We start from the raw sequence: 14,657 nt of genomic DNA on the forward strand, positions 1-14,657 counted from the left end.
CTGCTGCGCCGCTTCCCGGCCCTGCGCCTGGCCGAACCGGCCGCGGCCGCGCAGTGGCAGGAGAACCCAAGGCACCGGGGACTGCTCAGCCTGCGGGTGCTGCTGCACTGACGACGGCGGGCGGGTAGCGCCGGAGCGCGCGGGCGCTGCGGCGCTACCGTGCGCCCCCACACACAGAGCCAGTGGGCCGGTGGGGGCGCCAAGACCCTCACGCAATCCCTTCGGATGCGGCTCTGGGGGGCGGCGCTGAGCACATCACGTGCTTGGTACGGGTGGCGGCGTACAGGAGCCGACCGGTCAGACCCGGTGGCGCGGGGTGAGCAGTCCGCTCTCGTAGCCGACGATCACCAGCTGGACCCGGTCCCGGGCGTCGAGTTTGTCCAGCAGGTGGCTCAAGTGCGTCTTCACCGTCGCCGCGGAGATGTGCAGTTCCTGCGCGATCTCCGCGTTGGACCGTCCGGCACCCACCAGTTGGAGCACCTGCCGCTCCCGGCCGGTCAGGCCGTCCAGTGCGGGCGGTGGACCCGCGGGTTCGGTGGCCGGGTGGCGGCAGAACTCCGAAATCAGTCGCCGGGTGACGCTCGGCGAGAGCAGGCCCTCCCCCGCGGCCACCACCCGGATCGCGTGCAGCAGTTCGGCGGGCGGGATGTCCTTGAGCAGGAACCCGGCTGCTCCGGCCCGCAGCGCCGCGAAGACGTGCGCGTCCAGGTCGAACATGGTGAGCATCAGGACCCGCACACTCGGGTTCCGCTCACAGATCGTCCGGGTGGCCTCGATGCCGTCCGTGCCGGGCATCCGCACGTCCATCAGCACCACGTCGGGCCGCTGCTCGACCACCAGCTCGATCGCGGCGGCGCCGTCCGCCGCCTCGCCGACCACGGTCAGGCCGGGTTCGGCGTCGATCAGCATCCGGAAGCTGCCGCGCAGCAGCGCCTGGTCGTCCACCACCAGGACGCGGACGGGCTCGGTCACACGGTCCTCCACGCGTTCGTCGTTCCGCCCGGGGGCGGGGCGCCCGCCCGGCCGGTCCGGCGCCCCGGCTCCGGGCGGTTCGTCATGCCGGTCCTGATCAGGGCTCCTCCCCCACGGACGCCGCGGTCCGGTACGGAAGTTCGGCCCGAACGACGAAGCCGCCGCCGGACAGCGGCCCGGCGTCGAACCGTCCGCCGAACAACTCCACCCGCTCCCGCATGCCGATCAGGCCGTGGCCACTCCCGTGCCCGGCCGCCTCGGTGGGACCGTGCCACGTCAGGTACCCGCCGCCGTGGCCGGCCCGACGGGCGGCCCGGGCCGTGACGGCGCCCTCATCGGTCACCTCGATCCGCAACTCCCGCCCGTCAGCGACCAGATCGACCCGGCAACGGGTCGGCCCGGCGTGCTTGAGCACGTTGGTCAGCGCCTCCTGCACCACCCGGTACGCCGAACTCTGCACCCCCTGAGGCAGGTCGGCGGTGCCCTCGGTGCGCAGCTCGGCGGTGAGCCCCGCCGCGGTGGCGCCGGCCACCAGCTCGGGCAGCGCGGCGAGCCCGGGCGCCGGGCGCAGCCCGTCCACCCCGTCGGCCTCCGGCTCGGACTCGCCGGCCCGCAGCACGCTGAGCATCTGCCGCATCTCGGTCAGCGCCGAGCGGCTGGCCGTCTCGATCACCCACAGCGCCTCGCCGGTCCCCTCCGGATGGGTGGCCAACAGGTGATTGGCCACGCCGGCCTTCACCGCGATCACCCCGACGTGGTGAGCCACGATGTCGTGCAACTCCCGGGCGATCCGTAGCCGTTCCTCGGTGACGGCCTCCACGGCGACCCGTCGGGCCGAGCGGGCGGCATGCGCACGCCGCTCGCGGACCGCCCGCCCGAGCACCCAGGCCATCCCGGCCACGGCCAGGCCGGCCAGGTGGAGCACGAGGTCCTGCCCGCCTCCGCTCGGGGAGCCCGAGATCAGGAGCAGCACCAGCACGCCGCCGCTCACCGCCCCGATCACCGGGGTGGGCACCCGCCGGGCCGGGGTGGTGACGGCCACCTGGTAGAGCGCGAGGGCCACACCGAGGAACGGCTCCCGGACGGTGCCGGCCACCGAGGCCACCACCGAGGCCGCCGTGACCACCGCACAGACCGCAGCCGGGCGGGCCCGGCGCAGGGCCAGCGGCAGTCCCATCGCGGCCGCGAGGGCGAGCCGAGCCGACCACCCGCCGTAGGAGCTCCACGCCGGGCCCGGCAACGCCAGGAACAGCGCGGTCAGCACCACCGCCACCAGGCCGTCGACGGCCACCAACTCGCTCCGGCGCAGCGGCCGGACGGCACCGTCACGGTACAGCGTCAGCCAGGTCGGTGGGAGTTGGGCCATGCGCTCACCGTAGCCGCTCGGGCACGACAGTGCCTCAGCCCCGGGAACGACCGCCCGTGGTATGAGAAGGCGCCGGTGGAGCCCGTGGCCTCCGCCGCCCGGTGGAGGCCACGGTTCGGAGCGCCGGCCGATGTGCCGCGGCACCGCTCCGCGGCAGCCTGATGCCGTGATCGAACTACGGCAACTGACCAAGCGCTATCGCGACACGATCGCGATCGACGGGCTCACCTTCACGGTCCGGCCCGGCCGGGTGACGGGCTTCCTGGGCCCGAACGGGGCCGGCAAGTCCACCACCCTGCGCATGATGCTCGGCCTGGACCGCCCCGACAAGGGCCACGTCCGCTACGACGGCAAGGCCTACCACGAGCTACGCGAACCGCTGCGGCACGTCGGCGCGTTGCTGGAGGCCAAGGCGGTGCAGAGCAGCCGCACCGCCTACCACCACCTGCTGTGGCTCGCCCGGACCAGCCGGATCGGCCGCGCCCGGGTCCGCGAGGTGCTCGCCCTGGTGGGCCTGGAGTCCGTCTCCTCCCGCCGGGCCGGCGGCTTCTCGCTCGGCATGGGCCAGCGGCTCGGCATCGCCGCCGCACTGCTCGGCGACCCGCAGGTGCTGCTGCTGGACGAACCGGTCAACGGCCTCGACCCGGAGGGCGTGCGCTGGATCCGCACGCTGCTGCAGGGCCTGGCCGCCGAGGGCCGGACGGTCCTGGTGTCCAGCCACCTGATGAGCGAAATGGCGATCACCGCCGAGCACCTGGTGGTGATCGGGCGCGGCAGGCTGCTCGCCGACACCGGCATGGACGACTTCATCGCCGACAACTGCCGTCCCCAGGTGCTGGTCCGCACCTCGGAGCCGGACCGGCTGCTGGGCGCCCTGACCCGCGCCGGGCTGACGGCGCACCAGGAGGAGCGCGGCGCCGTGGTCGTCGACGGCGCCGAAACGGAGAAGGTGGGTCGGATCGCGGCCGAGGCCGGGCTCGTCCTCGGGGAGCTGGCCACCCGCACGGCCTCCCTGGAGGACGCCTTCCTCCGCCTCACCAGCGACGCCGCCCAGTACCGGGCCGGGGCCTTCACGGGGAGGAACCAGCATGTCCTCTAACGCACCGACGGCCGTGGTCCGGGCCGAACTGACCAAGATCCGGACGGTCCGGTCGACGCTCGTCCCGCTCGTGGTCGCCCTGGTCGTCAGCGTCGGGATCGGCGTGCTGAACGGCGCCTCGGCCCGCTCGGCGATCGACAGGAAGAGCGACCTGCTGCGCTCCGACTTCAATCCGGTGGACGCCGGATTCGTCGGCGTCCAGTTCGGCCAACTGGCCCTGATCGCCTTCGCGGTCCTGCTGGTCTGCGCCGAGTACGGCAGTGGCATGATCCGCACTTCGCTCGCCGCGGTGCCCAGGCGCGGCCTCTTCTACCTCGCCAAGATCACCGCCGCCGGCACGGTGGCCCTGCTGGTGGCCGTCCCGACCGCTTTCCTCGCCTTCCTCGCCTCCCAGACGGCCCTGGGCCCACAAGGCGTCGAGTTGAGCCATCCCGGAGCGCTGCGCGCCGTCCTCGGGGCCTGCCTCTACCTGACCCTGATGTGCCTGTTCTCAGTGGGAGTCGCGACGATGCTGCGCAGTACCGCGCTCGCGCTCTCGCTGCTGTTCGCCTTCGTCTTCGTACTCTCGCCGATCGCCAACGCCGTCCCGGCGCTGCGCACCGCCGCCCGTTACCTGCCCGACCACGCCGGTGCCGAGGTCATGAAGGCCGATCCTGGCCTCAGCCCGGCGACTGGTCTGCTGATCCTCGCGGCCTGGGCAGCGGCGGCCCTGTTGTCCGGCTACCTCACGCTGCGCAGCCAGGACAGCTGACTGATGCTCAAACTCCCTTCGCCTTCGAGGTTGCCTCGGGGGGCGGGCTCCCCGCCCGGTTCCCGTCATGGCGCTCCGCTGCAGGCTGGAGCGCCTCGGGGCCGGTCCGGGTGCGCGCGGTGCGGAGCAGAGTGCCGATGAGGATGGCCGCCCCGGTCATCAGGACGGCGCTGACCGTCGAGGCGATCCGGGTTTCTTGGGCGAAGGCGTCGAAGGCTGCGTTCCGCAGGGTGTCAGCGACGCCCTGCGGGAGGGCTGCGGCGGTCTCGACCGCGCCGCCGAGGGTGCTCCTTGCCGCCTCCAGTTCTTCGGGGGTGAGGTTGTCGGGCGCCTTGGCGGCCAGTTCGGAACGGTAGACGGTGGTGCCGATACTGCCCAGGAGCGCGATGCCCAGTGCGCCGCCGAATTCGGCCGAGGTCTCGGCCATGGCGGAGGCCGCCCCGGCCCGTTCCGGTGGTGCGGCGGACAGGATCACCTCGGTGACGACGGCGGAGACGGCGCCGATGCCGATCGAGACGACGGTCATGCCGCTGACGAGGTGGCCGATTCCCGAATCGGCCCGGAGCAGAGTCAGCACGACGTAGCCGGCGGTGGCCACGAGCAGCCCGGCGGCGATCACGTTGTGTTTGCCGATGCGGGGAGCGATCGCAGTGGCCAGCGCGATCCCCACGGGCATCACGAGGAAGGTGGGCAAGGACCACACGGCCGACTCCAACGGCCCCATGCCCAGGACGAGTTGCATGAACTGCCAGTTGAACAGGCTGAAGCCGACCAGTCCGAACGTCGCCAGCGCGTCGATGAGCAGGGGCACGGTGAACCGGCGTGTGCGGAACAGCTTCATGTCGATCATCGGGTTCGCAGCCGTGTGCTGACGGCGGAGGAATGCCGCCCCCACGGTGACTCCGACGATGCAGCATGCCAGGGGAATCCAACCGAAGCCGTGCTCCGCCACAGCCTTGATGCCGTAGATGACGCCGAGCACGGCCACGAGGGACATGGCGGCGCCGAGCAGGTCGAAACGGCCCGGCTCGGGGTCGCGGTGCTCGGCGAGCAGGAGCGGGCCGAGGATCAGCAGCAGGACCATCACCGGCACGTTGACCAGGAAGACCGATCCCCACCAGAAGTGCTCCAGGAGCAGACCGCCGATGATCGGGCCGAGCACGGCACCGCCCGCGAATCCGGCCGTCCAGATGCCGACCGCGGTGGCCCGCTGCGCGGCGTCGTGGAACATGCTCCGGATCAGGGAGAGGGTGGACGGCGCCAGCGTGGCTCCGGCGATGCCCAGGAGCACGCGGGCCGCGATGAGCGTCCCGGGGCTGGTCGAGCAGGCCGCCAGGACCGAGGCGACGCCGAAGGCCGCGGCGCCCGCGAGGAGCACCCGCCGCCGCCCGAAGCGGTCACCGAGCGTCCCCATGGTGATGAGCAGGCCGGCGAGGAGGAACCCGTAGGAGTCCATGATCCACAGTTGTTCGGAACCGCTCGGGCCGAGGTCCGCCGCCAGGGACGGGAGGGTGATGAACATGACGGACATGTCCATGGACGCGAGCAGGCAGGGCAGCACCAGGACGGCGAGACCGACCCACTCCCTGCTTCCGGCTCTTCCTTCGTGTTCAGTCATGCCCTCTCCTGGTCCGTGCAAGATCCGGATCGGCCGGACCGCTCCGGATGCGTACGTCGTACGCTTCAGCAGATGCAGACTACGCACGCCCAGGAAAGCACGGCAAAGGGTTTTTGACCTGCATTCTTGACGTCGATTCGGGAGCGTTCGTGCCGGCGGTCTAGAATTTCGACACACTTCATGCGTGTGACGAAAAGGAGGATGCCGATGTCCGTGCAGCCGACATGCGTGTCGTGCGGAAGGGCGATGGAGCCTGCGGACCGGGGACGGCCGAGGATCTACTGTTCCCGTGCGTGCCAGGCCAGGGCCTACCGGACACGCAGGGCGGAAACACCGGCCCGCGCCCCGGAGAGCGACGACGGCACGCGGCACCTCACCGTCGAGCGCATCGTGCGGGCGGGGATCGCCGTCGCGGACGCGGAGGGGCTCGACGCGCTGTCGATGCGGCGGGTCGCCATGGAACTCGGCACCGGCACGATGTCCCTGTACCGGCATGTGGCATCCAAGGACGACCTGGTGACCCTGATGGTGGAAGCCGCGATGACCGACGTGCCGTTGCCCGACTCACCCCCACGCGACTGGCGTCACGGCCTCGAACGCGCCGCACACCGCGACTGGGACCTGTACCACCGCCATCCGTGGATCCTGCCGAGAGTCATGGTGACGACCCGCGCGTACTTCAGCCCCGCTCTGGCCGCGGACAGCGAAAGCGCCTTCTCCTCGTTCGACGGGCTCGACCTCGAACCGGCCGACGCCTTCCGGTACATGTTCATGTTCGCCTCCTACGTGCAGGGCGTCGCACTGACCCTCGTGAGCGACGCGGAGGCGGAGCGGCAGTCGAGGACTGCCACGGAAGAGGGACGGGAGGCCCCGGACCGCGCACGGAGCCCGCTGTACGAACCCGGGGCGTATCCCCGGCTGGCCCGCGCCATGCGCGCGGGCGCCGACCCCTGGGACCTCGACGCCCTGTTCGCCGCAGGTCTCGCCGGCGTCCTGGACGGCATCGCAGCCGATCTCGCACGACGCCACACCGACGCTGCTGCAAGGCAGGGGACACGGCCTCACCCGTGATCCGGCGGAGGTCCTGGGCGGTCAACCTGCCGGGATGCCCCTCCGGCGGCGAGCGGGATACGCTGAAAGAGGCCCTGCGTCAAGCCAACACACTTGGGTGGGCATCATGACTGAGACATCACGCAGGAATACCAAGACCAACGACAATGCGCGCCGTCGGATCGCGAGGCCCCTGGTGGCCGCTGTGGTCGCCGCAGGACTCGGTGCGCTCGGCGCCGGGGGTCCGGTGGCCGCACAATCGCACGGGGTCGCCGCGCCCTCGGTGTCGCAGACCGTCCTGACGGCCGTGCCCAAGGCCCCGGCCGCCGGAGCGCAGCAGGTCACCATAGCGAACTACGCGTTCTCGCCCGGCACGCTCACGGTCAGCACGGGCACCACTGTCACCTGGACCAACAACGACACCGACACGCACACGGTGACCAGCAGCGGTTCCGGCCCGCTCGCTTCCGGGATGCTGGGCCAAGGCGCCTCGTACAGCTACACCTTCACCACACCCGGGACATACGCGTACATCTGCTCGATCCACCCCTTCATGCACGGCACGGTCGTGGTGCAGTAGACATCGTGGCGAAGGAGTCCGGCCGAGCGGAATGCCGCGTACCGAGGCCAGCTCTTGACTCCGCTCAACTGTCCGTCACCGCCTGCCGGGGCACGTATCGGGCCGTGACCGATGAGCACTGCGGCTTCCGAGGTGAGTGCCCGTAGCGGGTCCGGGGCCCGGCGATCCGCGGCTGCGCCGTGGGGGCACAAGTGACCGCAAGTGATGCCGCGGGTGCGTCGACGGGGCCCGAGGGTCCCGTCGACGCACCCGCCGGGACGGTGTGTCAGACCACGGCGAGCCGGTCCACCAGCAGCTCCACCCTCCGCTCGGTGTCCTCCGGCGGCAGCCGTCCCGCCCGGGTCAGGGTGGCCAGCCCGTGCAGGGCCGCCCAGAACACCTCGGTGAACAGTGCCGGGTGGACTCCGTCCCCGGCGACCTCGCCGAGGCTTTCCAGCAGGGCCGCGAAGCCGTCCTTCAGCGCCTCCGGGGTGTCCTCGTGCGCGAACGCCAGGCCGCCGTCGAGCTGGAACATGGCGTCGTAGACCGCCGGATTGCGTTCGGCGAAGTCGAGGTAGGCGCGGGCGAGGGCGGTGACCCGGGCGCGGGGGCCGTCCGCGGCGGAGGTCGCGGCCCGCAGCGCCGCGGCCATCTCGGTGGCACCTTCGAGGGCGACGGCGCCGATGATCTCGCGCTTGCCGCGGAAATGGCTGTAGAGGACGGGCTGGCTGTATTCGATGCGCTCGGCGAGCCGGCGGGTGGTGACCGCGTCCCAGCCCTGCTGCTCGGCGAGTTCGCGGGCCGTGGCCACGATGAGGCGCTCACGGTCCGCCCGTTCGCGCTGCTTGCGTTCCTGTACCGACATGATTCGATCCTAGCACCGCTAGACAATCGAGCGTCAGCAGCGCTAGCGTTGCCTCATCGGCTAGCAGCGCTAGATCCCAGGAGGGGTCATCATGCTCAACGCACTCGAGGTCTTCACCACCGTGTCCGTCGGCGTGATGGTGGGGGTGGAGTTCTCCGTCGCCTTCGTCGTCAACCGGATCCTCGACGCACTCCCCGAGGACAGCGGCCAGCTCGGCCGCGCCCACGGGGGCCGGATGCTCGGCGCCGTGATGCCGGTCTGGTACATCTCCTCGCTCGTCCTGGTCGCGGTCTGGGCCGTCGCCGGATGGCACCGCCCCGGCACCGGCCTCGTCGTCACCGCCGCCGCACTGCTGATCCTCAGCGTGATCATGTCGATCCTGCTGCTCGTCCCGATCAACAACCGGGGCAAGACGTGGACCCCCGAGAACCGGCCCGAGGACTGGAAGGAGCAGAGCAACCGCTGGGACCGCTGGCACTACGTCCGCGTCGCCGTCATCATCGCCGCCTTCACGCTGCTGGTCGCCGCCCTCACCTGAGCCCGCGGGGCGAGTACGCCCTGCCCCGCGGCAACCGCGTCCGGGCGGGTGCGCGGACGACCGATGGGCCCGCACTTCGTCCGGCACGGGGACGAAGTGCGGGCCATCGGCCGTCCTGGCCCGCGGTCAGGACGAACACTCGCGGGCGGCACCTGCGGTCGGCGGCGAGGGGAACCTTGCCGGTCCGCCCGCCCCGGGAGCGTCTCAGGAGTGCGGCCTTCAGGCGGAGCCTGTGACGGCGCCGGATACGTCGCCGCTTTTCTCACCCTGGATCATCTTCGGCCGTCCGCCCGTCCCGATCATCGCCACCGGCGCCTCAGCCCGCCGTTTCAAGTGATGGTCGATCATCTTCTGCTCCGGACCGGCCAGTTGTGCACGCGCCAGGAGAGGCGATCCACCCGATCGGAGATCAGCGCGAGGGGAAGGCCCGCGACGGCGCCGGCCGTCACGCAGTCGATGCAGGCTTCGCCGAGGTTGACGTTCCGTCGACACGTGAACGTCGCCTCGTTGACGACCTTCCCGAGGACGACCAGGCCGCTGCCACCCTCGGGCCGGTAGCCGCGCGCGTGGAGCCGGAGTTGGCATGGGCAATGCCGAAGCGGTGCCACGCGAACCAGGGCCGCTCCGGCATGCGGGTGCCGGGGCGGCAAGCAGGGCTCACTCCTCCGGGCGCTGCACGGAACGTGAGAACCGGCGGGCAGTCCCTCGCGCCGCCTGATCCTTCGAGGACGAACCACAGGCGGCTTCGAATCACCCTGCGGGGCGCCACTGTTCGTCCACCCGGCGAGCCGAAACAGGCGGGCGAAGGGGCCGCGTCCGCTGTTCATCACTTGTTTATTCCCAGAAGCCAGAGTCATTCCTGATCTTCCTGACTCGGGCGGCCGGACGGCGCCTGGCGAGCGACCCTGGAGAGACGTACATCATGCTGCGCAAGCCGCCTGGACCCGTGGTCGCCGCCGCTACCGCGACCGCCGGGCTCACGCTCGTCACACCGGCCCGGGCCTCCGCCGCCATCGCCACGGGGTGGAATGCGTCAGCGGAATCAGCACACCGATCGTGCGTACACAGACCCGGGCGCGGTGATCAACGGCGCCTTCTCGGAATCGACTTCGTGAAGTCGCTGATCGACGAGGCCGGGAAGAGCGCCGAATGTCGCGGAAACCAGGCCGAGTTGCATGAGGGCCTGCCCAAGAAGCTGCGATACCTCACCATGGGTGAGTACACCGTCGGCATCCTCCGGTGGGGCAAGGGCTCCCAGGAGAGCATCCTGCAGAAGTCCCACTGCTTCGGCACCGTCCCGTAGGGACGCTGCGACGACAAGGCGCAGTGCGGCGGGTACGTCGTCGACTCCCACGGCCGGCTGTGGAGCGACGACGGCGGGTCGGATCGTCGGCCGCACCGCGGCGATGTCGGTCACCGGCCGGCCCGGTCGAGCGCGACCCGGGCGGAAACGATCGCCGAGCCATCACGTCACGACCGACGCAGAGCACCGACGTGATGCCGATCGGGCCGACCCGCACACGTGGAGAGCCGTGAACCGGCCCCCGAAGTCCTCCGCCGACTCCCGGGCCGAACGGGAGACTCCGCTCCTGGCCGTCCGCCTGCCCGGCATCCTCCGAACGGTCGCGATGTTCCCGTACGTCAAGACATACAGGGGAGGCGAGTGGCCCCGACCCCGGTCGTACCGCCGGCCGGACTGCCCCCGCCGCAGGCCTGAACCGACCGACCGCGCCCGCGCGTTCGCATCCTGTTGCCCCCACGAAGGAGGAGGGTTTCCACATGGCCGAGATTTCCACACGTGCCGTCGTACGCTGCCTCGGCGGCTTTTCACTGGACTTGAGGGGACTCCCGGTCAGACGCTGGCGGGCCGGCAAAGCACGCACGCTGTTCCTCTACCTCCTCATCAACCGGGGCCGTACGGTCGACCGCGACGAACTGCACGCCGCACTGTGGCCCGACCGCACCCGGTCGGCGGGCTCAAGCTCCCTCAAGGTCGCCAAGCACGCGGTGCAGCAGATACTCAGCGGGCAGCAAGCCGCGGGAGAGCAGCCGGCCGCGGAGATCGTCTTCAACGAGTACGGCTACTCCCTCAAACTCCATGACGCCTGGCTGGACTTCGAGGAGCTCGAACGGCTGTGCAACGAAGGGCACCGTGCGGCGGCTCGCAGTGACCCGCACGCGGCCGCGGAGTACTACCGCAGCGCCCTGGCGCTCCACACCGGGGACTTCCTGCCCGGTGAGACCGCCGACTGGGTCAGGGAACAGCGGGACTGGGTACGGTCCCTCGCCCTGGGAGCGGCGGACTTCCTCCTCCAGGAGGCGCTGGACCGGGGCGAGCTGCCGGAGGTCATCGACATGTGCCGCCGCACGCTGGACATCGACCCGTACCAGGAGGACGTCTACCGGACCCTGATCCAAGTGCACGGTGAACTGGGGCAGTTAGGGCAGGCCCGGTCCTGGTACAAGCTGTGCTGTGCCCGGATGTCGGATGGTCTGGACATCGATGTCAGCCCTGACACCCAGCGGCTTCTGGAGCGAGTTCTACGCACCCAGGACGCGCCCGCCCGGACTCCGGCCCAGACCTCCGGCCAACGCATAACCGGCACATAACCAGCGCATAACCCATACATAACCACCCTGTCTAGACTCCGAAATCCGCGACCGATCAAGGAGTTTGGGGTAGCCGTGCTGGAGACGAACCAGGGTTCCGTTCCCTCGGTGGAGAATCCCGGTGTTGGTGCCTCAGCCGACGCCGGGCCCCTGATCGTGGGCATCGGGGGCACCGTCCGCTCCGGTTCCTCGACGGAACGGGCGGTACGGGCGGTACTCGCGGCCTCCGCGTCGGCGGGGGCCCGCACCCTGCTGCTGGGTGCCGAAGAACTTCAACTGCCGCTCTACGCCCCGGGGGAGTCACTGCGCACCCCTGCGGCCCGGCAGCTGGTCGAGGCCGTCGCCCTCGCCGACGGTCTGGTGATCGGCACGCCCGCCTACCACGGGGGCGTTTCCGGTCTGGTGAAGAACGCCCTCGACTACCTGGAGGACCTGCGTGAGGACGCGCGTCCCTATCTCCACGGCCGCGCCGTCGGCTGCGTCGTCACCGCACGCGGGACGCAGGCCGCTTCGACGCTGGCGGGGCTGCGCTCCGTCGTGCACGCGCTGAGGGGCTGGCCCACTCCCCTGGGAGTGGCCATCAACACGGAGAGCGTCACCCTGGCATCCGACGACAGCGACGGCGACCCGCATGTCACCGCGCAACTGGCCACCGTCGGGCGGCAGGTGGTCGAGTTCGCCCGGATGAGCACGCCGGTCGGCTGAGCCCTCGTCCCGGCGTCGTCCGGGACTGCCGTGGGGCACGCCGTCGGCTCCGCCGACCGCAGCCCTCCCCGTACGTCTGCCGCCACGATCCGCCCACCCCTTTGGTTCCGGCTGCCCTGACACCGGATCCTCCGCATCCGCATTCCCATGTCCGACCGTGATTCCGAATGGAGCGCGCCATGGAAGACACCGCGAAGTCCACAGAGCCCGAGGAGACCACCGAGGCTCTCGCCCCCGAGGCGGAAGCCGCTGAGGCGGAGACCGCCGAGGACACCGAACTGGACGCGCTGGACGAGCTGGACGACGTCGACTTCGACCTCGACGAGGTCGAGAACAAGATCGCGCCGCTCGCCCTCGCCACCACCGAGCCCTCGCGATGGTGACGCGGGCGGCCGAGGCGGGCCGCGCATCCACCGACTCCGTCCTGGTCGACGTGAACACCGGCCCGGCCGCTTCGTACACGGGGCTGCGGGCGGGCATCAGCGCCCTGCGCACGGAGGGCGCCGACTTCACCGGGCTCGCGGCCCGGCACCCGTCCGAATGGGCGGAGCTCTTTCCCGCCGAGACCGCACCCGGCACCGCGCCGCTGGAGGAGATCGCGCTCGCGCCCTCCGAGCGGCGGCTGCACCGGGAGAGCGAGCAGGTCTACCGCGTGCTGACGGTGGCCGCCACCGCCCTCTGCGCGGGCAGCGCGCAGCTGGGCCGGCCCCTGCTGATCAGCGGGATGGGCGGGACCGATCTGTCCTCCCTGCGCGGCTTCATGCGGGCCTTCGAGCACGCGCAGCTCGTCGAGGGCGCCGAACTGCTGCTCGACGCGCCGGCCTCCGTGCGCGAGCCGGTCGGCCGGTACGCCGACTACCGCGGGGAGCGGGTGCGGTGCCTGCGCCGCATGGGGCTGCCGGTCACCGCGGACGACCTGGTCACGGACCTGGGCACGGCGTCCGACTCCGGATTCGTGCCGGTGTCCGAGGAAGGCGAACTGTTCCTGCGGGCGAGGGACTCCGAGAGCTCCGCCGCGGACCGGGTGGCCGCCGCACTGGCCTACTGCCGCAGGGCGTTCTTCTCCGCGAACTGGGAGGGCATGGCGGTCGTCGCCGACGAGGCGATCGGGCTGCTCGCCGGCATCCCCGAGTCGGGCATACCCGAACTGCTCGCCAGGGCGGAGCGCGAGGAAGAGCTCGTCCACGCCATCGAGTTCGAGACGGCGATCCTGCGCGGCACCGCCGACGTACGCGGTTTCCTGCTCAAGGTGCTCGGCATCCAGGCGGGTTTCCGCGGGGACCAGGACACGGCCATCGCCTGCTTCCGGGCCATCCGGGAGGACGCCGCCGGCCTCTCCCCGGAGCTGCGGGCCCAGTCGCACCTGTACTCCGCACTCACCCTGTCCAAGCGCAAGAACCGGCTGGCGGAGGCCGTCGCCGAGGTGGAACAGGGCTTCGAGGTCGTCGCGGAGCGTCCGGGCGAGGCCGAGAGCGTGCGCCGCGAGCGCGGCTGGCTGCACAACCTGCGCGGGCTGACCCTGTTCGCGGAGCGGCGGCTCGGGGCGGCCTTCGAGCACGAGAAGCAGGCGCTGGCCTGCATGGCGGGCCTGACCGACGCCAGTGCCGCACATCTGCGGATCAACCTGTACTCGAACATCAGCGTGCTCCAGGAGAAGGCGGGCAAGCACGCCTCGGCGCTGGCGACCTGGGAGAAGTTCAAGCAGGCCACCGGCTCGTCGAACGCGGGCTTCCGCAAGCACCACGCGTACCGCAGCGCCGGGCTGCGGCTGCTCGTCGGCGAGCGGGACGCCGCCCTGGAGGACCTGGACACCACGCTGGTGAACGCGGCCGAGCTGGGTGACCTCTTCCACGAGACCGAGGTGCGTCTCGAACTGGGCATGCTGCACGCCTCCGGCGGCGACGCGACGGCGGGCGCCGAACAGTACGAGCGCGCCGAGTCCGCGGCCCGGCTGCTGGGCGATCCGTACCGCATCGCGCTGGCCCAGGCGGGTCGGGTGATGACGACCGGTTCCGTGGACGCGGCCGGGTCGGTGGCGGCCATGGCACCGCTGAGCCTCACCCGTCCCGGTGAGGCGGACGCCCTCGCCAAGGCCGTCGCCGAAGGCGCCGACCTGCAAGGGCTGCTGCCCAAGCCGCGGACCAAGCTCAACCGCCCGTTCGACCTGATCAACTTTCAGGACTGAGGCCATGACGGACCAAGCGACCCAAGGGGAGACGGGACAGCGGGCCACGTGGCAGCTCTACGATCGACTGCTGCTGCGGAGGGCGGGCTTCGGTATCGACCTGCTGACCGCTCTCGGTGACGGGCCGGCGGGTGCCGCGGCCGCGGAGTACCGGGAGGCGGTGGCGCGGTTCGAGCAGAGCCGCGCCCGGCTCCAGGAGGCGATCGCCAAGTCCGTCACCGGCGCCGACCGCGAGCGGGACCGGGCCGAACTGCGCGAACTGTCGAAGCTGCGCGGCCGGGTGGGCCGGCGCCTGCCGGTCGAGCCCGGCCCGCGCGGCGACGACGTGGCCTCGGCGGT

General features: G+C 71.3%; 17 protein-coding genes and 1 pseudogene. 11 read left to right on the forward strand and 7 right to left on the reverse strand.

The features are described 5' to 3' along the window. Positions 1-297: 297 nt before the first annotated feature. Together KS423_RS20455 and KS423_RS20460 are read right to left on the reverse strand one after the other, a co-directional pair. On the reverse strand, positions 298-972 hold the full coding sequence (locus tag KS423_RS20455) for a response regulator transcription factor (protein ID WP_224281008.1): 675 nt from the start codon (positions 970-972) through the stop codon (positions 298-300). Positions 973-1,069: 97 nt separating this feature from the next. Next, complete coding sequence (locus KS423_RS20460) at positions 1,070-2,338, reverse strand: sensor histidine kinase (RefSeq protein WP_224281009.1); 1,269 nt, start codon at positions 2,336-2,338, stop codon at positions 1,070-1,072. A 166-nt stretch (positions 2,339-2,504) separates the two neighbouring features. Here KS423_RS20460 and KS423_RS20465 point away from each other — a divergent pair, with 166 nt between their 5' ends. Both KS423_RS20465 and KS423_RS20470 read left to right on the forward strand, forming a co-directional pair. After that, positions 2,505-3,437: an ATP-binding cassette domain-containing protein gene (locus tag KS423_RS20465; protein ID WP_224281010.1), complete on the forward strand. Its 933-nt coding sequence runs from the start codon at positions 2,505-2,507 to the stop codon at positions 3,435-3,437. Further along, positions 3,427-4,188: an ABC transporter permease gene (locus KS423_RS20470; RefSeq protein ID WP_224281011.1), complete on the forward strand. Its 762-nt coding sequence runs from the start codon at positions 3,427-3,429 to the stop codon at positions 4,186-4,188. Before KS423_RS20465 ends, KS423_RS20470 begins: the two co-directional genes overlap by 11 nt. Before the next feature lie 7 nt (positions 4,189-4,195). Here the strand turns inward: KS423_RS20470 and KS423_RS20475 are convergent, their stop codons facing one another. Beyond that, on the reverse strand, positions 4,196-5,806 hold the full coding sequence (locus KS423_RS20475; protein ID WP_224281012.1) for an MFS transporter: 1,611 nt from the start codon (positions 5,804-5,806) through the stop codon (positions 4,196-4,198). 441 nt (positions 5,807-6,247) lie between these two features. Between KS423_RS20475 and KS423_RS20480 the strand changes: the two genes are divergently transcribed. Both KS423_RS20480 and KS423_RS20485 read left to right on the forward strand, forming a co-directional pair. Next, positions 6,248-6,877 carry a TetR/AcrR family transcriptional regulator C-terminal domain-containing protein gene (locus KS423_RS20480; protein ID WP_374119992.1) on the forward strand — a complete coding sequence of 210 codons (630 nt, stop codon included), beginning with the start codon at positions 6,248-6,250 and terminating at the stop codon, positions 6,875-6,877. A gap of 106 nt (positions 6,878-6,983) precedes the next feature. Further along, positions 6,984-7,436, forward strand: coding sequence for a cupredoxin family copper-binding protein (locus KS423_RS20485; protein WP_224281013.1), 453 nt, complete (start codon positions 6,984-6,986; stop codon positions 7,434-7,436). 265 nt (positions 7,437-7,701) lie between these two features. Here KS423_RS20485 and KS423_RS20490 read toward each other — a convergent pair whose 3' ends face one another. Further along, entirely contained in the window at positions 7,702-8,280 is a 579-nt protein-coding gene (locus KS423_RS20490; protein WP_224281014.1) for a TetR/AcrR family transcriptional regulator, read from the reverse strand. Between the two features lie 91 nt (positions 8,281-8,371). Between KS423_RS20490 and KS423_RS20495 the strand changes: the two genes are divergently transcribed. Further along, complete coding sequence (locus KS423_RS20495) at positions 8,372-8,818, forward strand: DUF1772 domain-containing protein (RefSeq protein ID WP_224281015.1); 447 nt, start codon at positions 8,372-8,374, stop codon at positions 8,816-8,818. On the opposite strand, the pseudogene KS423_RS20500 reads toward KS423_RS20495, so the two are convergent. The 3 genes and pseudogenes from KS423_RS20500 to KS423_RS48530 form a co-directional block, all read right to left on the reverse strand. Next, a pseudogene (locus KS423_RS20500) lies at positions 8,814-9,077 on the reverse strand (IS5/IS1182 family transposase); the annotation flags it as partial. The gene KS423_RS20495 and the pseudogene KS423_RS20500 sit on opposite strands and share 5 nt — an antisense overlap. Beyond that, positions 9,038-9,166 carry a hypothetical protein gene (locus KS423_RS47440; protein ID WP_263455062.1) on the reverse strand — a complete coding sequence of 43 codons (129 nt, stop codon included), beginning with the start codon at positions 9,164-9,166 and terminating at the stop codon, positions 9,038-9,040. The pseudogene KS423_RS20500 and the gene KS423_RS47440, both read right to left, overlap by 40 nt. Further along, entirely contained in the window at positions 9,163-9,675 is a 513-nt protein-coding gene (locus KS423_RS48530) for a Dna2/Cas4 domain-containing protein (protein ID WP_374119990.1), read from the reverse strand. Before KS423_RS48530 ends, KS423_RS47440 begins: the two co-directional genes overlap by 4 nt. 254 nt (positions 9,676-9,929) lie before the next feature. On the opposite strand from KS423_RS48530, the gene KS423_RS20505 reads away from it, so the two are divergent. The 6 genes from KS423_RS20505 to KS423_RS20530 all read left to right on the forward strand — a co-directional run. Further along, positions 9,930-10,121 carry a hypothetical protein gene (locus tag KS423_RS20505; protein ID WP_224281016.1) on the forward strand — a complete coding sequence of 64 codons (192 nt, stop codon included), beginning with the start codon at positions 9,930-9,932 and terminating at the stop codon, positions 10,119-10,121. A 476-nt stretch (positions 10,122-10,597) separates the two neighbouring features. Next, entirely contained in the window at positions 10,598-11,428 is an 831-nt protein-coding gene (locus KS423_RS20510) for a BTAD domain-containing putative transcriptional regulator (protein ID WP_224281017.1), read from the forward strand. A gap of 75 nt (positions 11,429-11,503) precedes the next feature. Beyond that, entirely contained in the window at positions 11,504-12,133 is a 630-nt protein-coding gene (locus KS423_RS20515; protein ID WP_224281018.1) for an NADPH-dependent FMN reductase, read from the forward strand. Between the two features lie 179 nt (positions 12,134-12,312). After that, the gene (locus tag KS423_RS20520) at positions 12,313-12,516 is read left to right on the forward strand and encodes an ammosamide/lymphostin RiPP family protein (protein ID WP_374119991.1); all 204 of its coding nucleotides are present in this window, start codon (positions 12,313-12,315) and stop codon (positions 12,514-12,516) included. Next, positions 12,510-14,318 carry a hypothetical protein gene (locus KS423_RS20525; protein ID WP_224281020.1) on the forward strand — a complete coding sequence of 603 codons (1,809 nt, stop codon included), beginning with the start codon at positions 12,510-12,512 and terminating at the stop codon, positions 14,316-14,318. Before KS423_RS20520 ends, KS423_RS20525 begins: the two co-directional genes overlap by 7 nt. 4 nt (positions 14,319-14,322) lie before the next feature. Next, on the forward strand, positions 14,323-14,657 hold a 335-nt coding region (locus tag KS423_RS20530), incomplete at its 3' end, for a hypothetical protein (RefSeq protein WP_224281021.1).

The organism is Streptomyces sp. LS1784, assembly GCF_020103755.1.
In the GTDB taxonomy this organism is placed as follows: Bacteria; Actinomycetota; Actinomycetes; order Streptomycetales; family Streptomycetaceae; genus Kitasatospora.